Here is a 23,868-nt window from a genome sequence, read left to right as displayed (position 1 = left end):
TTTAAAACGTGGCGCCAACTCTATGTTCTGACTGACGTTTTACCCACGTACGAAAAATTGACATTAAGCTAGCACGACCAAAGATAACTTTACACCGTCTGTCGCAACGGACAGGTTCATTTAGCCCGGGTTCGTGCTTCATATCTCGTATCAGGCGTCGACCATGGCCATCGCCTCCTCCACATCCACCGCCACCAGCCGCGAGCAGCCTGGCTCGTGCATGGTTACCCCCATCAGTTGATCGGCCATTTCCATGGCGATCTTGTTATGGGTGATATAGATGAACTGCACGGTCTGACTCATCTCTTTTACCAGCCGCGCATAACGGCCGACGTTGGCATCGTCGAGCGGTGCATCGACTTCATCGAGCATGCAGAACGGTGCCGGGTTCAATTTGAAGATGGCAAATACCAACGCCAGGGCGGTCAGCGCTTTTTCACCGCCGGAGAGCAAATGAATAGTGCTGTTCTTCTTTCCTGGCGGGCGCGCCATGATCGTTACCCCTGTATCGAGTAAATCTTCGCCCGTCAGTTCCAGATACGCACTGCCGCCACCGAAAACTTTTGGAAAAAGTGCCTGCAAACCGGCATTTATCTGATCGAAGGTATCTTTGAAACGATTACGCGTTTCCTTGTCGATCTTGCGAATGACGTTTTCCAGCGTGTCCAGGGCTTCGACCAGATCGGCGTCCTGGGCATCGAGGTAGCGCTTGCGCTCGGACTGTTGCTGGTACTCCTCGATGGCCGCGAGGTTGATTGCGCCCAAACGCTGGATGCGCCCGTCGAGGCGCTCCAGCTCGGCTTCGGCCTCCTGTTCGTTGGCCTCCTCGGTCAGGGTCGCCAGCACGCCGTCCAGGTCGTAGCCGTCGGCATGCAGTTGCTCGTGCAGGGTTTTGCGCCGCACGCTCAGGCCTTGCCATTCCATGCGATGCTGCTCGAGCTGGCCGCGCAGCAACTGGGATTGTTGCTCGGCCTGGCTGCGGCGCTTCTCGGCGTCACGCAACTCGCGGTCGGCATCCTCCATGTGCAGACGCGCCAGACGCATTTCTTCGTCGACGCTCATGCGCTTTTCCAGCAGTTCCTCGAGCTTGAGTCGCAGCTCTTCCAGAGGTGCCTCGCCCTCTTCCAGGTTCAGGCTCAACTGTTCGCGTTTTTCGCTCAGGCGCTCGGATTGCAGCTCCAGGCGTTCCAGGGCCTGGCGGGTGGAATCGTGCTGGGCCCGCAGCGAGCCGAGGCGCACCGCGAGCTGGTGGGCGTGATCCTTGTGCTGGCGCGCTTCCTGACGCACCCGGTCGAGGTGTTCACGCAGGCCATCGCGCTGGGCCAGAAGCATTTCCCGCTGCTCGGTGTCCTGCGCCATCAGTTCCAGCGCTTCCTGCAGCACCAAACGGGACTCGCCCAGTTGTTCCTGCTCGATCCCGCGCTGCTCCGCAGATTCCGCCAGTTCGTCTTCAAGACGCCGACGACGCAGGCCCAGTTGCTCGGCGCGGGCCTTGCCAGCGGACAGGCGCGCCTTCAGTTCACCTTGTTGGCGAGCTTCGTCCTGGGCACGACGGCGCAGTTGTTCACGGCCGTCTTCAAGCTGGCGCTGCTGGTCGCGCTGGTCGTTCAGTTCTTCGTCCAGTTGCCCCAGCCGGGCTTGCTGTTCTTCCTGTTCCAGGCCAAGACGCTCCAGCTCCTGCCCGCGGGCGAGCACGCCGCCCTGGGCATCGCTGGCACGGCTGACCCGCAGGAAGTTGCGACCGACCCAATAACCGTCGCGACTGACCAGACTCTCGCCCTCGGCCAGTTGTCCGCGCAACGCCAGCGCCCGATCAAGACTCTCCACCGGTTTGACCCGGCCCAGCCACGGCGACAGGTCCACCGCACTTTCGACCTTGTCCAGCAGGCTGCCCGGCACGTGCGCGGCGCCAAGGCCGGCATCCAGCAGGCGCAGTTCGCCCTGGTCGAAACCGTCGAAGCCGAGATCGCTGAACGAGTCCACCAGCACCGCTTGCAGATCGGCGCCCAGCACGGTTTCCACTGCCAGTTCCCAGCCCGGCTCGACCCGCAGGCCTTCGGCCAATCGCGGGCGCTGCTCCAGGCCATGTTCACGCAGCCACTGGGCGGCGCCGCTGCCGGGTTCCAGCGCAGCCTGTTGCAAGGCTTCCAGCGATGCCAGACGACCACCGAGACGCTGCAACTCGCCCTGCGCTTGCTGCTGGGCCTGGGTGGCCTGTTGCAGACGTTCGCGCAGGTGATCGAGCCGCTCGGCAGACTGCTGTTCTTCCAGTTGCAGGTCTTCCAGCAGCAGTTCGCTGCTGGCAACTTGTTCGGCCAGCTCGAGGATCGCCGCGTCTTCCGGGTCGGCGCTGAGCTGATCGCGTTCTTCGCCCAGCTTGCGCTGGCGCTCGGCCAGACGCTCGAGGCTGTGTTCCAGTTGCTGGATGCGCGACTGCTGCACCTCGGCCTGGCGGCGCGGCTCGGCGGAACGGGCGTTGAAGCTGTCCCACTGTTCCTGCCAGCCGTGCATGGTGGTTTCGGCTTCTTCAAGTGTCGCGGAGGCTTCTTCGGCCGCGGCCAGGGTCATTTCCTGTTCCGGGTCGAGCATCTCCAGTTCTTCGCCAAGGGTCGCCAGCAAGGTGCGGTCGTGCCCCAGGTGCGATTCGGTTTCCTGGCGCGAGCGCTCGGCTTCCTTGAGGTCGTCCTGCAATTGGCGCAGGCGCTGCTGGCCGTGCTGGATGCTTTGTTCGACCCGGGCAATGTCGCCGCCAACCGAGTAGAAGCGGCCCTGAACCAGATTGAAACGCTCGGACAGTTCGTGATGGCCATCGCGCAAGCGCTCGATGCTCGCATCGGCATTGCGCTGCTCGGCCACAAGCGCCTCGAAGGACACTTCCTGGTCACCGATAACGCTTTCGCGCTGGCTGACCTGGGTGTCCAGCGCGCGCCAGCGCAGGGCCGACAGTTGCGCCTTGAGCTGGCGCTCTTCGGCCTTGTATTCCTTGTATTTCTCCGCCGCCTGGGCCTGCCGGTGCAGGCGTTGGAGCTGGCGTTCCAGCTCTTCGCGCAGGTCGGTCAGGCGCTCGAGGTTTTCATGGGTGCGGCGGATGCGGTTCTCGGTTTCGCGGCGGCGTTCCTTGTACTTGGAGATGCCCGCGGCTTCTTCGATGAAGTTGCGCAGTTCTTCCGGCTTGGCCTCGATGAGCTTGGAGATCATGCCCTGCTCGATGATCGAGTAGCTGCGCGGGCCCAGGCCGGTGCCCAAGAAGATGTCGGTGATGTCGCGGCGCCGGCACTTGGTGCCGTTGAGGTAATAGGTGTTCTGCGCGTCGCGGGTGACCTTGCGTCGGATCGAGATCTCGGCGTAGGCGGCGTATTCGCCCACCAGGGTGTTGTCGCTGTTGTCGAAGACCAGTTCGATGCTGGCCTGGCTGACCGGCTTGCGGCTGGTGGAGCCGTTGAAGATGACGTCGGTCATCGATTCGCCGCGCAGGTTCTTCGCCGAGCTTTCGCCCATGACCCAGCGCACCGCATCGATGATGTTGGACTTGCCGCAGCCGTTAGGGCCGACTACCGCGGCCATGTTGCTGGGAAAATTGACGGTGGTCGGGTCGACGAACGACTTGAACCCCGCCAGGCGAATGCACTTCAGGCGCATGGTCAGTCAGTCACCAGGGCCGACAGCACCAGTTCACAACTGCGTCCGCAGTACTCGGTGAGCACCTGGCGGATTCGCGCCAGATCACCGGCGACCACCGCCTGCAGCAATTCGGTGAACAGCACCAGGAAGTCGTTCATTTCCGCCTTACGCTGGTCCAGGGCCAGGTAATAGGTGCGACTCATGGCCGGCTGCAGGTTCTCGACGGTTTCCTGCAGATAGGGATTGTTGGCAAACGGATAGGCGGCGCGCATCACCGCGAAGCTCTCTTCGACGAAGGCCTTGATGTCCTGACGCGCGCAAGCCTCCTGCAGGCGCTGCTGAATGGCCAGGAACGGCGCCAGCTCGGCATCGCTGGTGCGCCGCGTGGCGACGGCATTGCCGAGCAGGATGTACAGCTCGCTCATCAGGGTGCACAGGCTGCGCACGTTGAGTTCGTTGAGAACGGTCACGTGGGCGCCACGGCGCGGCAGGATGGTCACCAGATGACGGCGTTCGAGAATCAACAGGGCTTCGCGCACCGAGCCACGGCTGACATTCAGTGCCTGGGTGACCTTCTGTTCCTGGATGCGTTCGGCAGGCTTGAGTTCACCCCGGATGATCCGTTCGGCCAGGTAGTGGGCAATTTGCTCGGAGAGGCTGTCCGGCGCCTTGAACGTCATGGTTTTCCTTCAAAATCGTTGAACGGCTAAAAACGCGGAAGTGTAACGCAAATGCCCACTGCCAGCATGCTGGAGCCGTCATCCCCGCGAGGCTTTTCCTACAACACGCTCTCCCCCTGTGGAACGGCCTCTCGCCGTGCGCGCTTCACCCTTCGAGAAAGGATCCCCACAAGGCTAGCTGACGCTTCAATAGCCCGCATCAGCCGTTTCACTCGTCTATTTAGGAATTCAGCTACAGAAAGCCTGCTTAACTGAAACACAGGGATTAGCGCATTGGGAGCGCGGCCGAATGGATTTTCTTGACCTACAGGTCAGAAAATCATTGACCGGAAAGTCAAGGCTGAATACATTTCGCCTCAGTCCGCTCAACAACAATAATTCGCTTGTGAGGCCCTTCCGTGATCCAGTTTCTCTTGAACCAGGAGTTGCGCAGTGAGCATGCCCTGGACCCCAACCTGACGGTGCTCGACTATCTGCGCGACCACCTGGGTAAAACCGGCACCAAGGAGGGCTGCGCCAGTGGTGACTGCGGCGCGTGCTCCGTGGTGGTCGCCGAACGCATTACTGACGAAAACGGCCAGGACAGCCTGCAATACCGCAGCCTGAACTCCTGCCTGACGTTCGTCTCGTCGTTGCACGGCAAACAGTTGATCAGCGTCGAAGGCCTCAAGCACCAAGGCAAGCTGCACAGCGTGCAACAGGCGCTGTCTGACTGCCACGGCTCGCAGTGCGGTTTCTGCACGCCGGGCTTTGTCATGTCGCTGTTCGCCCTGCAAAAGAACAGCGACCAACCCGACCTGCACAAAGCCCACGAAGCCCTCGCCGGCAACCTGTGCCGCTGCACCGGCTACCGGCCGATTCTCGCCGCCGCCGAGCAGGCCTGCTGCCAGGCCCCGCCCGACCAGTTCGACGCCGCCCAGGCGCAGACCATCGCCCGCCTCAAGGCCATCACGCCGACGGAGACCGGAGAACTCAACAGCGGCGACAAGCGCTGCCTGGTGCCGCTGACCGTGGCTGACCTGGCCGATCTCTATGGCTCGCACCCGGAAGCCCGGCTGCTGGCCGGCGGCACCGACCTGGCGCTGGAAGTGACCCAGTTCCACCGGACGCTGCCGGTGATGATCTACGTCGGCAACGTCGCCGAACTCAAGCGCGTCGAGCATTTCGACGACCGCATCGAGATCGGCGCAGCCACCCCGCTCACCGACTGCTACGAAGCCCTGCACACTGAATACCCGGACTTCGGCGAACTGCTACACCGCTTCGCCTCCCTGCAGATCCGCAACCAGGGCACCCTTGGCGGCAACATCGGCAACGCCTCGCCGATCGGCGACTCGCCGCCGCTGCTGATCGCCCTCGATGCGCAGATCGTCCTGCGCAAGGGCGACAGCACCCGCACTCTCAAGCTGGAAGACTACTTCATCGACTACCGCATCACCGCGCGGCAGGAGAGCGAGTTCATCGAGCGCATCATCGTGCCGAAAGCCAAGGCCAACTGGGTCTTCCGCGCGTACAAGGTGTCGAAGCGGCTGGACGACGATATTTCCGCGGTGTGCGCCGCCTTCAATCTGCGCATCGACAACGGTGTGATCGAGCATGCCCGGGTCGCCTTCGGCGGCATGGCGGCGATCCCGAAACGCGCCCGCGCCTGTGAAGCGGCGCTGACCGACAAGCCGTTCAACCAGGCCACCCTGGAGAAAGCCTGCCAGGCCCTGAGCGAAGACTTCACGCCGCTCTCGGACTTCCGCGCCAGCAAGGAATACCGCCTGCTGGGCGCGCAGAACCTGCTGCGCAAGTACTTCATCGAACTGCAAACACCGCACATCGAGACCCGGGTGACCGATTATGTCTAACCACCACGCGCCCAAGAGCCAGGCGGAAATGGCCGAGCTGTTCGCCCAGGACCTGACCACCGGTGTCGGTCGCAGCGTCAAGCACGACAGCGCCGACAAGCAGGTGTCCGGCGAGGCCGTGTACATCGATGACCGCCTGGAATTCCCCAACCAGCTGCACGTCTACGCCCGCACCGCCGACCGCGCCCACGCGCGCATCCTCAGGGTGGACACCACGCCGTGCTACGCCTTCGAAGGCGTGCGCATCGTCATCACCCACGAAGACATTCCGGGCCTGAAGGACATCGGCCCGGTCGTGGCCGGCGACCCGCTGCTGGCCATCGACAAGGTGGAGTTCTTCGGCCAGCCGGTGCTCGCCGTGGCCGCCCGCGACCTCGACACTGCGCGTCGCGCGGCGATGGCGGCGATCATCGAGTACGAAGACCTGGAGCCGGTGCTCGACGTGGTCGAGGCGTACCGCAAGAAACACTTCGTGCTGGACAGCCACACCCACCAGCGCGGCGACTCCGTTACCGCCCTGGCCAGCGCCCCGCACCGTCTGCAAGGCACCTTGCACATCGGAGGCCAGGAACACTTCTACCTGGAGACCCAGATTTCCTCGGTGATGCCCACCGAAGACGGCGGCATGATCGTGTTCTGCTCGACCCAGAACCCCACCGAAGTGCAGAAACTGGTCGCCGAAGTGCTCGACGTGCCGATGAACAAGATTGTCCTCGACATGCGCCGCATGGGCGGCGGCTTCGGCGGCAAGGAAACCCAGGCGGCCAGCCCCGCCTGCCTGTGCGCGGTGGTTGCACGCCTGACCGGCCAGCCCACCAAGATGCGCCTGCCGCGCGTCGAAGACATGATGATGACCGGCAAGCGTCACCCGTTTTACGTCGAGTACGACGTTGGTTTTGACGACAACGGTCGCCTGCACGGCATCAACTTCGACCTGGCCGGCAACTGCGGCTATTCGCCGGACCTTTCGGGCTCGATCGTCGACCGCGCCATGTTCCACTCCGACAACGCCTACTACCTGGGCGATGCCACGGTGCACGGCCACCGCTGCAAGACCAACACCGCATCCAACACCGCCTACCGTGGCTTCGGCGGCCCGCAAGGCATGGTCGCCATCGAAGAAGTGATGGACCATATCGCCCGCCATCTGGGCCGCGATCCGCTGGACGTGCGCAAGGCCAACTACTACGGCAAGACCGAGCGCAACGTCACCCATTACTACCAGACCGTCGAACACAACCTGATCGAGGAAATGACCGCCGACCTCGAAGCGAGCAGCGACTATGCCGAGCGCCGCGAGTCGATCCGCCGCTTCAACGCCCACAGCCCGGTATTGAAGAAAGGCCTGGCGCTGACCCCGGTCAAATTCGGCATCTCGTTCACCGCGACCTTCCTCAACCAGGCCGGTGCGCTGATCCACATCTACACCGACGGCAGCATCCACCTGAACCACGGTGGCACCGAGATGGGCCAGGGCCTGAACACCAAGGTCGCCCAGGTGGTGGCCGAAGTGTTCCAGGTCGATTTCGACCGTATCCAGATCACCGCCACCAACACCGACAAGGTGCCGAACACCTCGCCGACCGCGGCCTCCAGCGGCGCCGACCTGAACGGCAAGGCCGCGCAGAACGCTGCCGAGATCCTCAAGAAACGCCTGGTCGAGTTTGCCGCGCGGCAGTGGAAGGTTACCGAGGAAGACGTGGAATTCCGCAACGGTCACGTGCGCATCCGCGACGAGATCGTCAGCTTCGAGACACTGGTGCAACAGGCGTACTTCGCCCAGGTATCGCTGTCGAGCACCGGGTTCTACAAGACGCCGAAGATTTTCTATGACCGTAACCAGGCGCGTGGCCGGCCGTTCTACTACTTCGCCTTCGGCGCCGCCTGCGTCGAGGTGATCGTCGACACCCTGACCGGCGAGTACAAGATGCTCCGCGCCGACATCCTCCACGACGTTGGCGACTCGCTGAACCCGGCCATCGACATCGGCCAGGTGGAAGGCGGCTTCGTTCAGGGCATGGGCTGGCTGACCACCGAAGAACTGGTGTGGAACGCCAAGGGCAAGCTGATGACCAACGGCCCGGCGAGCTACAAGATCCCGGCGGTGGCGGACATGCCACTGGATATGCGGGTGAAGCTGGTGGAAAACCGCAAGAACCCGGAAGACACAGTGTTCCACTCCAAGGCCGTAGGCGAGCCGCCGTTCATGCTCGGCATCGCCGCCTGGTGCGCGATCAAGGACGCCGTGGCGAGCATCGCCGACTACCGCGAGCATCCGCAGATCGACGCGCCGTCGACCCCGGAGCGGGTGCTGTGGGGGTGTGAGCAGATGCGCAAGGTGGTGGCGGCACGGGCAGCCTCGGTTGAGGTTGAGGCTGTAACTGAGTAAGAGGGGCCTGCTTTGCAGGCCTTCGCGAGCAAGCTCGCTCCCACAGATAACGCTGATGCATGCATTCCACTGCGGGAGCGAGCTTGCTCGCGAACGACCGCGAAGCGGTCGCAGGACATTCAACCGAGGACCCAATCATGCACCAATGGATCAACGCCCTCGCCGAATTGCAGGAACAGGGCGAGCCCTGCGTCCTGGTGACCATCATCGAGGAGCGCGGCTCGACCCCGCGCAATGCCGGCTCGAAGATGGTGGTCAGCGCCAGCCGTCTGTTCGACACCATCGGCGGCGGGCACCTGGAATTCAAGGCCATGCACATCGCCCGCGAGATGCTCGCCGAAGGCCGTGAATCGCCGCACCTCGAGCGCTTCAGCCTCGGCGCCAGCCTCGGCCAGTGCTGCGGCGGTGTCACAGTGCTGCTGTTCGAGCCCATGGGCGCGGTGCAGGCGCAGATCGCCGTGTTCGGCGCGGGCCACGTCGGCCGCGCTCTGGTACCCTTGCTCGCCGCGCTGCCCTGCCGGGTGCGCTGGATCGACTCGCGCGAGCAGGAATTCCCCGAGAACATTCCCGCCGGCGTCTGGAAAGTCGTCAGCGAGGAGCCGGTGGATGAGGTCGACGAGCTGCCCCCAGGCAGCTACTGCATCGTCATGACCCACAACCATCAGCTCGACCTGGAACTCACCGCCGCCATCCTCAAGCGCAATGACTTCACCTGGTTCGGCCTGATCGGTTCGAAGACCAAACGCGCCAAGTTCGAGCACCGCCTGCGCGACCGCGGCTTCGAAGCCGAGCGCATGCAACGGATGCGTTGCCCGATGGGGCTGGCCGAGGTCAAGGGCAAGCTGCCGATCGAGATCGCCGTGTCCATCGCCGCCGAAATCATCGCCACCTACAACGCCAGTTTCGGCCTGCACAACCCGGCCGCGAACGCTGAACCCATCGCCCAACTGCCGCCGCCCTCACGGCGCAGCCACGCCATTTGACGAGAGTGTTATGAGCGCAACCCGCAAAGCCTACCGATCCGCCATCCTGCACAGCGTCGCCGACCCGGCCGAAGTCGGCATCGAGGCCTCGTTCGAGTATTTCGAAGACGGTCTGCTGGTGGTCGACAACGGCAAGATCAGCCGCCTCGGCCACGCCAGCGACCTGCTGCCGACGCTGCCCGCCGACATCGAAGTGGTGCATTACCAGGACAGCCTGATCACCCCCGGCTTCATCGACACCCATATCCACTTCCCACAGACCGGCATGATCGGCTCCTACGGCGAGCAACTGCTGGACTGGCTGAACACCTACACCTTCCCGTGCGAACGCCAGTTCGCCGACAAGGCACATGCCGACAAGGTGGCGAAGATTTTCGTCGAAGAGCTGCTGCGCAACGGCACCACCACTGCGCTGGTGTTCGGCAGCGTTCACCCGGAGTCGGTCAACGCCTTCTTCGAGGAAGCCGAGCGCCTGGACCTGCGGATGATCGCCGGCAAGGTGATGATGGACCGCAACGCCCCGGACTACCTGACCGACACCGCCGAATCCGGCTACGCCGAAAGCAAGGCGCTGATCGAGCGCTGGCACGGCAAGGGCCGCCTGCACTATGCGGTGACCCCACGCTTCGCCCCGACCAGCACCCCGGAGCAACTGCAACTGGCCGGGCAACTGCTGGGCGAGTACCCGGACCTGTACATGCACACCCACCTGAGCGAGAACCTCAAGGAAATCGACTGGGTGAAATCGCTGTTCCCGGAGCGCAGCGGCTACCTGGATGTGTACGACCACTTCAAGCTGCTGGGTCAGCGCTCGGTGTTCGCCCACGGCGTGCACCTGTGCGACGCCGAATGCCAGCGCCTGGCCGAAACCGGCTCGGCGGTCGCCTTCTGCCCGACCTCCAACCTGTTCCTCGGCAGCGGCCTGTTCAACCTGTCACAGGCCGAGCAGTTCAAGGTCAAGGTCGGCCTGGGCACCGACGTCGGTGCCGGCACCAGCTTCTCGCTGCTCAATACGCTGAACGAGGCCTACAAGGTCATGCAGCTACAGGGCACTCGCCTGCATCCGTTCAAGTCGCTGTACCTGGCCACCCTCGGCGGCGCTCGCGCACTGAGCCTGGATGACCGGATCGGCAGCCTGCGGGCCGGTAACGACGCCGACTTCGTGGTCCTCGACTACAAGGCCACGCCGCTGCTGGACTACCGCCTGCAGCAGTCCAACAGCATCGAGGAAACCCTGTTCGTGCTGACCACTCTGGGCGACGACCGCACCATTCGCCAGACCTTCGCGGCTGGCAACTGCGTGCACCAGCGCTAGGGTTTAGGCGCTGACAGCACGCCGCGATACAACACGCCGCCGATCACCGCCCCGATCAGCGGCGCCACCCAGAACAGCCACAATTGCTGCAACGCCCAACCGCCCACCAGCAGCGCCGGACCGGTGCTGCGCGCGGGGTTGACCGATGTGTTGGTGACCGGGATCGAGATCAGGTGGATCAGGGTCAGCGCCAGGCCGATGGCGATCGGCGCGAACCCCGCCGGCGCCCGCGGATCGGTGGCGCCCATGATGATCAGGATGAACATCGCGGTCATCACCACTTCGCTGGCAAAGCCGGCCGCCATCGAATAGCCCTGGGGCGAGTGCTCGCCGTAGCCATTGGACGCCAGTCCCGAAGACAACTCGAAACCGGCCTTGCCGCTGGCGATCACATAGATCAGCCCTGCGGCGATGATCGCGCCGGCTACCTGGGCGACGATGTAGGGCAGCAGTTCCCGCGCCGGGAAACGCCCGCCCGCCACCAGCCCGACGGAAACCGCGGGATTGAGATGACAACCGGAAATATGACCGATGGCGAACGCCATGGTCAGTACCGTCAGGCCAAAGGCAATGGACACGCCTACCAGGCCAATACCGACCAGGTTGGTCCCGGTCGGAAAAGACGCGGCCAGCACCGCGCTGCCGCAACCGCCCAACACCAGCCAGAACGTCCCTATCAGTTCAGCCGCCATGCGTTTACCCAGGGGCATAGACATTTGTCAGTCCTCAAGAAGTGGTACGCCGGAAAGCGCAAGCCCAACTGCTTGATGAAGGTTTGCGGTGTGGATCAGAAAACAATCTAGCAGAGGCTGGAAACGGCGCCAGAGGGCCGCACAACGCAACGCGGGACCGGCCTCACCAGCTGTGATATCGGCTGGTGAAGCGGGTCCCGCGTGGGTGTTGCCGAAGGTCGGGGATCAGCTCTTGGCCTGGGTCGAACCACCGCGCTTCTTGCTTTGCAGCAGGTGCGAGAACACCGCGTGCAGGTCGTCCGAGGCGCTTTCCTCGTCGAGGTTGAGCTTGCTGTCGATGTGATCCATGTGATGCATCATCAGGTTCACTGCGAGCGTCGCGTCGCGGGCCTCGATGGCATCGATCAACTGCATGTGCTCGTCATAGGAGCAGTGCGAGCGGTTGCCGCTTTCGTACTGGGCAATGATCAGCGAGGTTTGCGATACCAGGCTGCGCTGGAAACTCACCAGCGGCGCATTGGCGGCGGCTTCGGCCAGCTTGAGGTGGAATTCGCCGGAGAGACGGATGCCGGCGCCACGGTCACCGCGGGAGAAGCTGTCGCGCTCTTCACGGACCATCACGCGCAGTTCGTTCAGTTGCTCGACGGTGGCGTGCTGTACGGCAAGTTCGGTGATCGCCCGCTCCACCATGCGCCGGGAAAAGAATACCTGACGCGCTTCTTCCACGGTTGGGCTGGCAACCACGGCGCCGCGGTTGGGGCGCAACAACACCACACTTTCATGGGCCAGACGCGACAGGGCGCGGCGGATGATGGTGCGGCTGACGCCGAAGATCTCGCCCAGGGCTTCCTCACTCAACTTGGTACCCGGCGCCAATCGCTGTTCGAGAATGGCCTCGAAGATATGCGCGTAGACGATGTCATCCTGGGTACCGCTGCGGCCACCGGTCTTGCCGGCCCGCGGGGCTTTCTTGAGGGGTTGTAGCTGTTCGTTCATGGGCACTCGCGCACGAAGATTCGCCTATCGGACCTCGACTGTAATACCAGCCAGTGGGGCGATGGCAAGTCCTGGGTAAAAATTAACGGCTAAAGGTATTGCCGCATTGTACACAGCAAACTGCATTTCTGCAGGCGGCGATCTCCGTTATAGCGCCCGCCACCTCTAATGTGCGCACACCTAATAAAACAGTATTTGCATTCTTTGTATACAAACGCATAATCCACCGGGCAACTTCCTGACTCAAAGGTCAACATTCGAGTCGGTCGCCTTGCCAACCCTTCCCTCGCAGAGCCCCGAGTGATCGTGCAGGACCAGCTCTGAAAAACAAGAAAGACTTGAGGAGTACACGCTGTGGAAAGCCGCAAATCCGACGCACCTACGCTGGATCTTGCCCCACCGCTCGAAACGAGCTGGCTGGAGCGGATTTTCAAACTCAAGCTACACGGCACTACCGTAAAGACTGAAATGATCGCCGGCCTGACGACCTTCATCACCATGGCCTACATCATCTTCGTCAACCCCAACATCATGGCCGACGCCGGAATCGACCATGGTGCCGCCTTCGTCGCCACCTGCATAGCCGCCGCCCTGGGCTGCCTGCTGATGGGGCTCTACGCCAACTGGCCGGTCGGGCTGGCACCCGGCATGGGCCTGAACGCCTTCTTCACCTACACCGTGGTCGGGACCATGGGTTACACCTGGGAGGCGGCGCTGGGGGCAGTATTTGTCTCCGGGGTGCTGTTCATGTTCCTGACCCTTTCCCGCGTGCGCGAATGGCTGCTGAACAGCATCCCGGTCAGCCTTCGTCATGCAATGGGCGCCGGCGTCGGATTGTTTCTCGGACTGATCGGCCTCAAGACTGCGGGTATCGTCGTCGACAGCCCGGCCACCCTGATCAAGCTCGGTCACCTGAACGAACCCGGCCCGCTGCTGGCAGCCATCTGCTTCCTGATGATTGCCGTGCTCAGCTACCACCGGGTGTTCGGCGCCATCCTCATCAGCATCATCACCGTCACTCTCGCCGGCTGGGGCCTGGGCCTGGTGGAGTACGGCGGCGTGTTCTCGCTGCCACCGAGCCTGGCGCCAACCTGGATGGCGATGGATGTCGCCGGGGTGTTCAACGTCAGCATGATCGCCGTGGTTCTGGCGTTCCTCTTCGTGCACATGTTCGACACCGCCGGCACCCTGATGGGCGTCGCCCAGCGCGCCAACCTGGTGAATGCTGACGGCCGCATCGAAAACCTGTCCCGTGCGCTCAAGGCAGACAGTGCGTCAAGCGTGTTCGGCGCGGTGGTCGGCGTGCCGCCGGTGACCAGCTATGTGGAGAGTGCCGCAGGTGTCGCCGCCGGTGGTCGCACCGGCCTGACGGCGGTGGTGGTGGGCTTGCTGTTCGTCGCGGCGATGTTCTTCGCCCCGTTGGCCGGCATGATCCCCGCGTATGCCACGGCGGGTGCGCTGATCTACGTCGCCATGTTGATGATGGGCAGCATGGCCCATATCGAATGGGACGAAGCGACCGACACTATTCCCGCGATCGTCACGGTGATCATGATGCCGCTGACCTTCTCGGTCGCGGACGGCATTGCCCTGGGTTTCATTACTTATGTGGTGCTCAAGGCATGTACTGGCCGGCATAAGGAAGTCTCGGCCAGCCTGTGGGTGCTGTGCGCGATCTTCATTGCCAAGTTCATCTTCCTTTAAGAGATAGATGGCGGGACAGGAGCCTCACCTTCGGGTGGGGCTTTTTTGTGGGTGCACGTTGTAAGCGGCAAGCGATCAGACAAGCTGGGCAGCCCGGCACAAAAACAGCAGACGAAAAAAAGCCCGCCAGTGTGAGCGGGCAAGGACCTACGAAGATTCTTCTAGCGACCAACTAGCTTCCGCGATAGGTCGAGTAACTGTAAGGCGAGATCAGCAGCGGAACGTGGTAGTGCTCCTGCTCGGCATTGATGCCGAAACGCAGCACAACCACATCAAGGAAGGCCGGCTGCGGCAGTTGCACACCACGGGCGCGGTAGTAGTCACCTGCGCTGAACTGCAACTGGTAAACACCGCTGCGGTAGTCATCACCCTGCAGCAGCGGCGCGTCGACGCGGCCATCGCTGTTGGTCAGGGCAGTGTTCACCAGCTCCAGTTGCTGGCCTTCGACACGATAGAGCTCGACCTTGATCGAGCTACCAGGACAGCCATGTGCGGCATCCAGTACATGCGTGGTCAAACGTCCCATTGCTTGCTCGCCTCATTGTTCAATCTGTGGGCAAAAAATACCCGCACGGCACCAAGGTAGACCACGGCGGTGTGCGGAAGGTGGACTATTAAGACACTTTCCTGAAAAATTGTACACAATTTTTCCGACCAGATTGGGCTTCAGCCAATCAGCCTTCTGTAAATACGCCATCAGTCGCAAAGCCAGGGTGTTGGCAGACGCCAGCGTCATTTGCTGACCAATCAGGCAAGTTTCTTGCAGACCTTTCTCTATAAGAACACTGGAAGAAATGCGAAAAAACAGGCTTACAAATCGTCAACAAAGTTGTATACAATCACACCCATCGACGTGGCCCAACGCAACCTGCGACCGCCACCCTCCCGTGTTTACGTACAAGAAGGAAGACTGCAGTGAGCGCTGATTATCCTCGCGACCTGATCGGTTACGGCAATACCCCACCCCATCCACGCTGGCCGGGGAATGCCCGTATCGCGTTGTCTTTCGTGCTCAATTATGAAGAAGGCGGTGAACGCAACATCCTTCACGGCGACAAGGAATCCGAAGCCTTCCTCTCCGAGATGGTCTCCGCCCAGCCGCTGCAAGGCGCGCGCAACATGAGCATGGAATCGCTCTACGAATACGGTAGCCGCGCCGGCGTATGGCGCCTGCTGAAATTGTTCAAGGACAGCGGCGTACCGCTGACCGTTTTCGCCGTGGCCATGGCCGCGCAGCGCCACCCCGACGTGATCCGCGCCATGGTCGAAGCCGGCCATGAGATCTGCAGCCACGGCTACCGCTGGATCGACTACCAGAACATGGACGAGGCCCAGGAGCGCGAGCACATGCTCGAAGCCATCCGTATCCTCACCGACCTGACCGGCAAACGCCCGGTGGGCTGGTACACCGGCCGTACCGGCCCGAACACCCGTCGCCTGGTGATGGAGGAAGGCGGCTTCCTCTACGACAGCGACACCTACGACGACGACCTGCCCTACTGGGAGCGCAACAACCCGACCGACAAGCCGCATCTGGTGATCCCCTACACCCTGGACACCAACGACATGCGCTTCACCCAGGTCCAGGGCTTCAACTGCGGCGAGCAGTTCTTCCAGTACCTCAAGGACGCCTTCGACGTGCTGTACGAAGAAGGTGCCGAAGCGCCGAAGATGCTTTCCATCGGCCTGCACTGCCGCCTGATCGGTCGTCCGGCACGCCTGGCTTCGCTCAAGCGCTTCATCGACTACGCAAAAAGCCATGACCAGGTCTGGTTTGCCCGCCGCGAGGACATCGCGCGCCACTGGCACACCAACCACCCTTACACCGCAGAGAACGCCCAATGACCGCTTTCAAGACCCTGACCCCTTCGTCCCTGGACCGCGCCGCGTTCGTCGAGGCTTTCGCCGACATCTACGAACACTCGCCATGGGTCGCCGAGAAAGCCTTTGACCTGGGCCAGCTCGAAGAAGTGGATCAGATCGAAAACCTGCACCAGCGCATGAGCGACATCCTGCTGAGCGCCGACCACGCCGCCCAACTCGCGCTGATCAACGCTCACCCGGACCTCGCCGGCAAGGCCGCGATCAAGGGTGAACTGACCGAGTCGAGCACCAACGAACAGGCCGGCGCCGGTATCCACCAGTGCACCGCCGAAGAGTTCACGCGCTTCACCACGCTCAACGATGCCTACAAAGACAAGTTCGGCTTCCCGTTCATCATGGCGGTGAAGGGCAGCAACCGGCACCAGATCCTCGCAGCCTTCGAAACCCGCATCCATAACGATGCCGAGACCGAGTTCAAGGAAGCCCTGGCGCAGATCAACCTGATTGCCCTGTTCCGCCTGCTGCAACTGTAAGACCTTGCGCGCCGGCCCGGCCGGCGGCTACAGCCTGATAACAACACACAGAATCAAGAGACCTACGCATGCGCACTTTAGTGATTGAGCCCCTGAGCAAAGAAGCCTTCGCCCCTTTCGGTGACGTGATCGAAACCGACGGCAGCGACCACTTCATGATCAACAACGGCTCGACCATGCGCTTCCACAAGCTGGCGACGGTCGAAACCGCGCAGCCGGAAGACAAGGCGATCATCAGCATCTTCCGCGCCGACGCGTTGGACATGCCGCTGACCGTGCGCATGCTGGAACGCCATCCGCTGGGCAGCCAGGCCTTCATTCCGCTGCTCGGCAACCCCTTTCTGATCGTGGTCGCGCCTGTTGGCGACGCACCTGTATCGGGTCTCGTCCGCGCCTTCCTGAGCAATGGAAAGCAGGGCGTCAATTACCATCGCGGCGTTTGGCACCACCCGGTGCTTACGATCGAAAAGCGGGATGATTTCCTGGTGGTTGATCGCAGTGGTTCCGGCAACAACTGCGACGAGCATTTCTTCACCGAGGACGAGCAACTGGTCCTCAATCCCCACCAATAAGAAAAGGCTGGCCATCGGTTTTCCGGTGACCGGCAAGAGGTAAAGACTGTGGAAGCACATCTGTTGGAATGGCTGAACCTTAGCGTGCGCTGGGTTCACATGATTACCGGCGTGGCCTGGATCGGCGCGTCGTTCTACTTCGTCTGGCTGGAAAACAACCTGAATCGCTCCAACCCGCGTGAAGGGCTGTCCGGTGATCTCTGGGCGATCCACGGTGGCGGTATCTACCACCTGGAGAAGTACAAGCTGGCCCCGCCAAAAATGCCGGAGAACCTGCACTGGTTCAAATGGGAAGCCTACTTCACCTGGATGTCCGGTATCGCGCTGCTGTGCGTGGTGTTCTACTTCAACCCGACCCTGTACCTGCTGGCCCCTGGCAGCAGCCTGTCGGGCGCTGAAGGGATCGCCATCGGTGTCGGTTCGCTGATCGCCGGCTGGTTCATCTACGACTTCCTCTGCGACTCGCAACTGGGCAAACACCCTGCCCTGCTCGGTCTGGTGCTGTTCGTCCTGATCATCGCGGCGTGCTACGGCTTCAGCCAGGTGTTCAGCGGTCGTGGCGCGTACCTGCACACCGGCGCCATCATCGGCACCATCATGGTGGGTAACGTGTTCCGCACCATCATGCCGGCCCAGCGTCAGCTGGTCGCCGCCATCGAAGCCAACAAGACCCCGGATCCGGTCCTGCCGGCCAAGGGCCTGTTGCGCTCGCGCCACAACAACTACTTCACCTTGCCAGTGCTGTTCATCATGATCAGCAACCACTTCCCGAGCACCTACGGCAGCCAGTACAACTGGTTGATCCTGGCAGGTATCGCAGTGGCCGCGGTCCTGATCCGTCACTACTTCAACACCCGTCACGACAGCAACAAGTACGCCTGGGCCCTGCCCGCCGGCGCACTGGCGATGATCTGCCTGGCCTACGTCACCGGCCCCAAGCCGGTCTCGACCGCGCCTGAGCAAGCCGCCGCTAAAGTCGAATACCAGCCGCTGCCGGAAACCGCACTGGGTGGCAAGACTGCTGCCGAGAAAGCCGCTGAAGACAAAGCCGCAGCCGAACAGGCAGCCCAGGCGCCAGCCGCCCCTGCCGCACCCGTCGATGCACCTGCCCAGGCAACCGCCGCGGCCCAGGCTGCCGGCGGTGGTTTCGACAAGATCCACAGCGTCATCCAGGAACGTTGCACCGTGTGCCATTCGGCCAAGCCGACCAGCCCGCTGTTCAGCACCGCGCCAGCCGGCGTGATGTTCGACACCCCGCAACAGATCCAGCAACTGGCACCGCGTATCCAGGCCCAGGCCGTCGCCAGCCAGATCATGCCCCTGGGCAACATCACCCAGATGACTGCCGAGGAACGCAAGCTGGTCGGTGACTGGATCGCCAAGGGCGCTCCGGTCAACTGACAGCAGTCGCGAGCTTCACGTTACACGCTGCACGTCAGAGCGGCCCTCCTTCGTCAGGAGGTGTCCGCTTCGGCTTGCGGTCGAGATACCAGCAACAACTGCACGCCTGAAGGCGGCGGCTTCTTCTTGAAGCTTGCCGCCTGAGGCGTGCAGCTAAAAACAAGAACAAAACCGTTGAGGTGCTGCATGTCCGAGTCTCGCAAGGCGTACATTCCCGTTGCGCCGCCACGACAGCCCCTGCCCTTGCTGCAATTGATCCTCGTCGGTCTGCAGCATGTGTTGCTGATGTACGGAGGCGCCATCGCGGTGCCGCTGATCATCGGACAGGCTGCCGGACTCTCCCGTGAAGAAGTTGCTTTCCTGATCAATGCCGATCTGCTGGTCGCCGGTGTCGCCACCATCGTTCAGTCGTTCGGCATTGGTGCTGTAGGGATCCGCATGCCGGTGATGATGGGTGCCAGCTTCGCCGCCGTCGGCAGCATGGTGGCCATGGCCGGGATGCCGGGCGTCGGCCTGCAAGGGATCTTCGGCGCGACCATCGCCGCCGGGTTCTTCGGCATGCTGATCGCGCCCTTCATGTCCAAGGTGGTGCGTTTCTTCCCGCCTTTGGTGACCGGCACGGTCATCACCTCGATCGGCCTGTCGCTGTTCCCGGTTGCCGTCAACTGGGCCGGTGGCGGTGCCTCCGCCAGCACCTTCGGCTCGCCGATCTACCTGATCGTCGCCGGCCTGGTCCTGGCCACCATTCTCCTGGTCAACCGCTTCATGCGCGGTTTCTGGGTCAACGTTTCGGTACTGATCGGCATGGGCCTGGGCTACATCCTGGCCGGCTCGATCGGCATGGTCGACCTCTCCGGTCTCGACGAAGCCCCCTGGCTCCAGGTCGTGACGCCGCTGCACTTCGGCATGCCGACCTTCAGCCTCGCACCGGTCCTGTCCATGTGCCTGGTGGTGGTGATCATCTTCGTTGAATCCACCGGCATGTTCATCGCCCTGGGCAAGGTGACCGATCGCGAAGTCACCCCCGGCATGCTTCGTCGCGGCTTGATGTGCGACGCCGGCGCTTCCTTTGTCGCCGGTTTTTTCAACACCTTCACCCACTCCTCGTTTGCCCAGAACATCGGCCTGGTGCAAATGACCGGCGTGCGTTGCCGCTACGTGACCGTGGTGGCGGGTGGCTTGCTGATTCTGCTCAGCCTGCTGCCGAAGGCCGCGTTCCTGATTGCCTCGATTCCGCCGGCGGTACTGGGCGGTGCGTCGATCGCCATGTTCGGCATGGTCGCCGCCACCGGCATCAAAATCCTCCAGGAAGCAGACATCGCCGACCGACGCAATCAGTTGCTGGTCGCAGTCAGCGTCGGCATGGGCCTGATCCCCGTCGTGCGTCCGGAGTTCTTCGCGCAAATGCCGCAGTGGATGGAACCGATCACCCATAGCGGTATCGCCATGGCCACGGTCAGCGCCCTGGTGCTGAACCTGCTGTTCAACATCCTCGGCGGCGCCGAGCGCGCTGCGCACAACGAAGCCTCCGCCCACCATTGAGCCTTTTGGGCGGCGCTTTCGCCGCCCCGGCAAACCCGAGCAATACGCAGGACCGTCGACCCGTGGGAGCGGGTCGGCCGGGGCGCTTCGCGCCGAAAAAACCGCAACGAACAATAACAATTAGCCGGGAATCACAACATGAAACGCATCACCACTTCCCTCCTCCTGGGCAGCAGCTTGCTGGCAACACTTCCAGCGGTAGCGGGGGATCTTCTGCTGTGGCAATCCAACAGCCTCAGCTATTTGTACGGCAAGGACTTCCAGGTCAACCCTGCGATTCAGCAGACCATTACCTTCGAACACGCCAACAAGTGGAAGTACGGCGACACCTTCCTGTTCGTCGACAAGATTTTCTACAACGGCCAGGCCGACCGCGGCAAAGGCTACCGCACCTACTACGGTGAGTTCACCGAGCGCTTCTCGTTCGGCAAGATCTTCGACACCAAGGTCGAACTCGGCCCGATCAAGGACGTGCTGCTGGCCGTCAGCTACGAGTCCGGCGAAGGCGACAACGAGGCCTACCTGATCGGCCCCGGCTTCGACCTGGCGATTCCCGGCTTCAACTACTTCACCCTGAACTTCTACAACCGTCACACCGAAGGCAGCCGTGCGGGTGACAACGTCTGGCAGATCACTCCGACCTTCTCCTACACCATCCCCGTAGGTAAGTCCGACATCCTCATCGACGGCTACATCGACTGGGTCGTCGACAACGACGAAACCAAAAAGCGCGGCACCTACCACGCCAACCTGCAGTTCAACCCGCAGGTCAAATACGACCTGGGCAAGGCCCTGAACCTCGGCGCCAAGCAGCTTTATGTCGGTTTCGAGTACAGCTACTGGAAAGACAAATACGGCATCGAGAACAGCGGTCGTCTCGATACCAACCAGAGCGTGACCAGTGCTTTGGTGAAGGTGCACTTCTAAAACCTGACCAGGTGAAAGGATTTTGTTCCACCGGCTCCAGGACGGAGCACTTGAGGGCCAGCGCGCAAGCCAGTAACCTGCGCGCCCCCTCGACCGGGGCGGAAGGATTCCGCCCCCGTTTACTGACCGCTCAGTCAATGAATACGGGCGGTTGGTAGATGTAAGCGCCAACAGTCGTAACCGCTTTGAACTGTTCAGAAAGACGTCGAGCAGGATTGCTGCACCCTTCCGGAAAGACGGGGCCAGCGCTTGCCCTTTTTTCGTGGGCGATCGCAAAAACCTGACCCGGAAGGCAACTCGATCAACCCGACGACGCCGACCCAAGAGCGTCGCTAACAGAATCAATCAAGGGAGCAACCCGATGCGCTTTACCAACAGCCTGATCCTCGCAGGTGGCCTGCTGGCCGCCAGCTCCGCCATGGCCGGCGACCTGTTGCAATGGCAGAACAACAGCCTGACCTACCTGTACGGCAAGGATTTCGCAGTTAACCCGGAAATCCAGCAGACCTTCACCTTCGAGCACGCCGATGCCTGGAAGTACGGTGACAACTTCCTGTTCATCGACAAGATCTTCTACAACGGCAAGAAAGACGGCAGCAACGGCCCGAACACCTACTACGGCGAGTTCAGCCCGCGCCTGTCGTTCGGCAAGATCTTCGACCAGAACCTGTCGTTCGGCCCGGTCAAGGATGTGCTGCTGGCCATGACCTACGAGTTCGGCGAGGGTGACACCGAGTCCTACCTGATCGGCCCGGGCTTCGACCTGGACATCCCCGGCTTCGACTACTTCCAGTTGAACTTCTACCAGCGCAACACCGAAGGCAGCCGCGCCGGCGACAACGTCTGGCAGATCACCCCGGTGTGGGCCTACACCATCCCCGTGGGCAAGTCCGACATCCTCATCGACGGCTTCATGGACTGGGTCGTCGACAACGACGAAACCAAGAAGCGCGGCACCTACCACGCCAACCTGCACTTCAACCCGCAGATCAAGTACGACCTCGGCAAGGCGCTGGACCTGGGTGAGAAACAGCTCTACGTCGGTATCGAATACGACTACTGGAAAGACAAGTACGGCATCGAAAACAGCTCTGGTTTCGACACCAACCAGAACACCGCCAGCCTGCTGGTCAAGGTGCACTTCTAAGCGCATCTCCCGCCGCTTCGGCGGCGGCAACCTCTACAGGCCCCTGCATGCAGGGCCTGAAGAGGTCCAGTTGCTCTCGATAGACCGCCGTTCGCACGCTCATCAGGCCCAGTGTCGAATGGAACAGGTTGTCATGGGACAACGGCACTTCCCGCTGCGCCCGCAGGCAGCCTTGGGTAATGCCGGTCCGAGTCGAAAAGGCGTCGGACAGCCAGGCCACCATCGGCACCCGCGTCTGTTCACTGGGCGCCATCGCGTAAGGCAGGCCATGCAGGTAAACGCCCTTCTCGCCCAATGACTCACCGTGATCGGATACGTACAGCATGGCCGTGTCGAACTGCGCCTCCCGGCTTTTCAGCAGATCGACGACGCTTGCCAGCACATGGTCCGTGTAGGCAATCGAGTTGTCGTAGGCGTTGACGATGGCCTCGTTGCTGCATTTGTCCAACTGACCGGTGTCGCAGGTCGGCGTGAACCGGCGAAACGCCTCGGGATAGCGTTTGAAGTAGGCCGGGCCATGGCTGCCCAGCATGTGCAGGACAATCACCGTATCGTCGCTACTGCGATCGATCCGCTCGGCCAGCCCGTGCAACAGTGCCTCGTCGAAGCAACCATCGTCATTGCACAGCTCGCTGATCCCCAGCTTGCCGACGTCTTCGCTCGGCACCCGGTCGCAAACGCCCTTGCAGCCTGAGTTGTTGTCGCGCCAGAGCACCGCCACGCCGGCACGCTGCAATACGTCGAGCAACCCTTCGCGGCCACGGGCATGAAAACTCTTGTACTCGCGACGCCCCAGGTCCTGGAACATGCAGGGCACCGAAATCGCCGTTGCCGTGCCGCAGGAACTGACATCGGTGAAGCTGACCACCTCACGCGACGCCAGCGCCGGGTTGGTCTGCCGAGGGTAACCATTGAGGGAGAAACTGGCCGACCGCGCGGTTTCCCCGACCACCAGCACCAACACCTTGTGCCGCCCCCGCTGCCCGGCTTCGGCCACCCGCACCGCATCCAGCCCCACCGGCTCGAAGGCGGCGGGCGTACGCAATTGCCGTTTGGCATAGCTGTGCACGGCGCCGACGAGGTTCGACGGCACCAGCATCAGGCGCAGTTCCCGGTTATTGCGCAGCAAGGACGCGTAGGACTGGTAGGCCAGCGCCAGGATAAGTGCTATCAGTAGCAATGCCCCCAGCAGGCTGCCCAGCTTCAGTAGCGCGGCGCGCGTCGGGCGATGCCTGGCCAGCGGAATCCGGCTGACCACGATCGCCGGCAGTACCCCGACCAGCAGCACCCAGACCAACAGGCCCGGTCCCAGCAGATCGAATACTTCACGGCGGTCGGTCTGCATAGCATTAATCAACATGGAATAGTCGATCATTATTCCGAAGTTACTCATGAAGTAACTGACGACCGCAGACAACAACATCATCAAAATTAGAACAACGCGGGTCAACTTCCCCCACGCCAGTAAACCGAGGACTACAAAGTTAAACAGACAAACTAATAGAGGAAGGCTGACGAGAAAGAAAACATGTTCATTATTCCAACCGTCCACCGCACCCCACAGGTGTCGCCAGAAGGATGCGTTCATGACCAGGGTCAGCCACACCGAAACCAGAAAGACCAACATCGGCGCTGGAATTTTCCAGGTCGCCCGCTCAAGCGGCTCAACATTCATGCGTGTCTCCTGAC

Annotated in this window: 19 protein-coding genes; 12 read left to right on the top strand and 7 right to left on the bottom strand. The window is 62.1% G+C overall.

What is annotated here, in order from left to right; all coding sequences use genetic code 11:
* Positions 1 to 150: 150 nt before the first annotated feature.
* Together smc and HWV67_RS13465 are read right to left on the bottom strand one after the other, a co-directional pair.
* Positions 151 to 3,639, bottom strand: coding sequence for a chromosome segregation protein SMC (smc, locus tag HWV67_RS13470; RefSeq protein WP_175651576.1), 3,489 nt, complete (start codon positions 3,637 to 3,639; stop codon positions 151 to 153).
* A gap of 2 nt (positions 3,640 to 3,641) precedes the next feature.
* Positions 3,642 to 4,301: a GntR family transcriptional regulator gene (locus HWV67_RS13465; protein ID WP_095157038.1), complete on the bottom strand. Its 660-nt coding sequence runs from the start codon at positions 4,299 to 4,301 to the stop codon at positions 3,642 to 3,644.
* A gap of 398 nt (positions 4,302 to 4,699) precedes the next feature.
* On the opposite strand from HWV67_RS13465, the gene xdhA reads away from it, so the two are divergent.
* From xdhA to guaD, 4 genes are all read left to right on the top strand, one after another.
* Positions 4,700 to 6,154, top strand: a complete 1,455-nt coding sequence (gene xdhA, locus HWV67_RS13460; RefSeq protein WP_175651575.1) for a xanthine dehydrogenase small subunit — start codon at positions 4,700 to 4,702, stop codon at positions 6,152 to 6,154.
* A complete protein-coding gene (xdhB, locus tag HWV67_RS13455) occupies positions 6,147 to 8,543 on the top strand; it encodes a xanthine dehydrogenase molybdopterin binding subunit (protein WP_175651574.1) in 2,397 nt (798 codons plus the stop codon). Before xdhA ends, xdhB begins: the two co-directional genes overlap by 8 nt.
* Before the next feature lie 137 nt (positions 8,544 to 8,680).
* Complete coding sequence (gene xdhC, locus HWV67_RS13450) at positions 8,681 to 9,526, top strand: xanthine dehydrogenase accessory protein XdhC (protein WP_175651573.1); 846 nt, start codon at positions 8,681 to 8,683, stop codon at positions 9,524 to 9,526.
* A gap of 10 nt (positions 9,527 to 9,536) precedes the next feature.
* Positions 9,537 to 10,841, top strand: coding sequence for a guanine deaminase (guaD, locus tag HWV67_RS13445; RefSeq protein WP_095157034.1), 1,305 nt, complete (start codon positions 9,537 to 9,539; stop codon positions 10,839 to 10,841).
* Here the strand turns inward: guaD and aqpZ are convergent.
* Entirely contained in the window at positions 10,838 to 11,557 is a 720-nt protein-coding gene (aqpZ, locus tag HWV67_RS13440) for an aquaporin Z (RefSeq protein WP_175651572.1), read from the bottom strand. The two genes, guaD and aqpZ, sit on opposite strands and share 4 nt — an antisense overlap.
* A gap of 201 nt (positions 11,558 to 11,758) precedes the next feature.
* Complete coding sequence (locus HWV67_RS13435; RefSeq protein ID WP_175651571.1) at positions 11,759 to 12,529, bottom strand: GntR family transcriptional regulator; 771 nt, start codon at positions 12,527 to 12,529, stop codon at positions 11,759 to 11,761.
* A 468-nt stretch (positions 12,530 to 12,997) separates the two neighbouring features.
* On the opposite strand from HWV67_RS13435, the gene HWV67_RS13430 reads away from it, so the two are divergent.
* A complete protein-coding gene (locus HWV67_RS13430; RefSeq protein WP_225422462.1) occupies positions 12,998 to 14,233 on the top strand; it encodes an NCS2 family permease in 1,236 nt (411 codons plus the stop codon).
* A gap of 172 nt (positions 14,234 to 14,405) precedes the next feature.
* On the opposite strand, the gene uraH is transcribed toward HWV67_RS13430, so the two are convergent.
* Positions 14,406 to 14,759: a hydroxyisourate hydrolase gene (gene uraH / locus HWV67_RS13425; protein ID WP_095157031.1), complete on the bottom strand. Its 354-nt coding sequence runs from the start codon at positions 14,757 to 14,759 to the stop codon at positions 14,406 to 14,408.
* 389 nt (positions 14,760 to 15,148) lie between these two features.
* On the opposite strand from uraH, the gene puuE reads away from it, so the two are divergent.
* From puuE to HWV67_RS13405, 4 genes are all read left to right on the top strand, one after another.
* On the top strand, positions 15,149 to 16,078 hold the full coding sequence (gene puuE, locus HWV67_RS13420) for an allantoinase PuuE (RefSeq protein ID WP_175651570.1): 930 nt from the start codon (positions 15,149 to 15,151) through the stop codon (positions 16,076 to 16,078).
* Entirely contained in the window at positions 16,075 to 16,590 is a 516-nt protein-coding gene (uraD, locus tag HWV67_RS13415) for a 2-oxo-4-hydroxy-4-carboxy-5-ureidoimidazoline decarboxylase (protein ID WP_175651569.1), read from the top strand. The genes puuE and uraD overlap by 4 nt, the downstream gene beginning before the upstream one ends.
* Positions 16,591 to 16,658: 68 nt before the next feature.
* A complete protein-coding gene (locus HWV67_RS13410) occupies positions 16,659 to 17,162 on the top strand; it encodes an ureidoglycolate lyase (RefSeq protein WP_095157028.1) in 504 nt (167 codons plus the stop codon).
* A 48-nt stretch (positions 17,163 to 17,210) separates the two neighbouring features.
* Positions 17,211 to 18,563 carry a urate hydroxylase PuuD gene (locus HWV67_RS13405; RefSeq protein WP_110969390.1) on the top strand — a complete coding sequence of 451 codons (1,353 nt, stop codon included), beginning with the start codon at positions 17,211 to 17,213 and terminating at the stop codon, positions 18,561 to 18,563.
* 53 nt (positions 18,564 to 18,616) lie between these two features.
* Here the strand turns inward: HWV67_RS13405 and HWV67_RS31695 are convergent, their stop codons facing one another.
* Positions 18,617 to 18,751 carry a hypothetical protein gene (locus tag HWV67_RS31695; protein WP_256680109.1) on the bottom strand — a complete coding sequence of 45 codons (135 nt, stop codon included), beginning with the start codon at positions 18,749 to 18,751 and terminating at the stop codon, positions 18,617 to 18,619.
* Between HWV67_RS31695 and HWV67_RS13400 the strand changes: the two genes are divergently transcribed.
* From HWV67_RS13400 to HWV67_RS13390, 3 genes are all read left to right on the top strand, one after another.
* Positions 18,750 to 20,105 carry a nucleobase:cation symporter-2 family protein gene (locus HWV67_RS13400; protein WP_095157026.1) on the top strand — a complete coding sequence of 452 codons (1,356 nt, stop codon included), beginning with the start codon at positions 18,750 to 18,752 and terminating at the stop codon, positions 20,103 to 20,105. The two genes, HWV67_RS31695 and HWV67_RS13400, sit on opposite strands and share 2 nt — an antisense overlap.
* Positions 20,106 to 20,243: 138 nt before the next feature.
* Positions 20,244 to 21,032 (top strand): outer membrane protein OmpK, encoded by a 789-nt coding sequence (locus tag HWV67_RS13395; RefSeq protein ID WP_095157025.1) that lies wholly within the window; start codon positions 20,244 to 20,246, stop codon positions 21,030 to 21,032.
* 361 nt (positions 21,033 to 21,393) lie between these two features.
* Entirely contained in the window at positions 21,394 to 22,179 is a 786-nt protein-coding gene (locus HWV67_RS13390; RefSeq protein ID WP_175651568.1) for an outer membrane protein OmpK, read from the top strand.
* Here HWV67_RS13390 and HWV67_RS13385 read toward each other — a convergent pair.
* The gene (locus HWV67_RS13385; protein WP_218585600.1) at positions 22,163 to 23,854 is read right to left on the bottom strand and encodes a phosphoethanolamine transferase; all 1,692 of its coding nucleotides are present in this window, start codon (positions 23,852 to 23,854) and stop codon (positions 22,163 to 22,165) included. The two genes, HWV67_RS13390 and HWV67_RS13385, sit on opposite strands and share 17 nt — an antisense overlap.
* Positions 23,855 to 23,868 lie beyond the last annotated feature (14 nt).

The sequence above is a fragment of the Pseudomonas sp. Marseille-P9899 genome (assembly GCF_903166565.1).
In the GTDB taxonomy this organism is placed as follows: domain Bacteria; phylum Pseudomonadota; class Gammaproteobacteria; order Pseudomonadales; family Pseudomonadaceae; genus Aquipseudomonas; species Aquipseudomonas huaxiensis.
The sequence above is the reverse complement of the archived record's forward strand: the minus strand, read 5'-3'. Positions and strand labels throughout refer to the sequence as shown.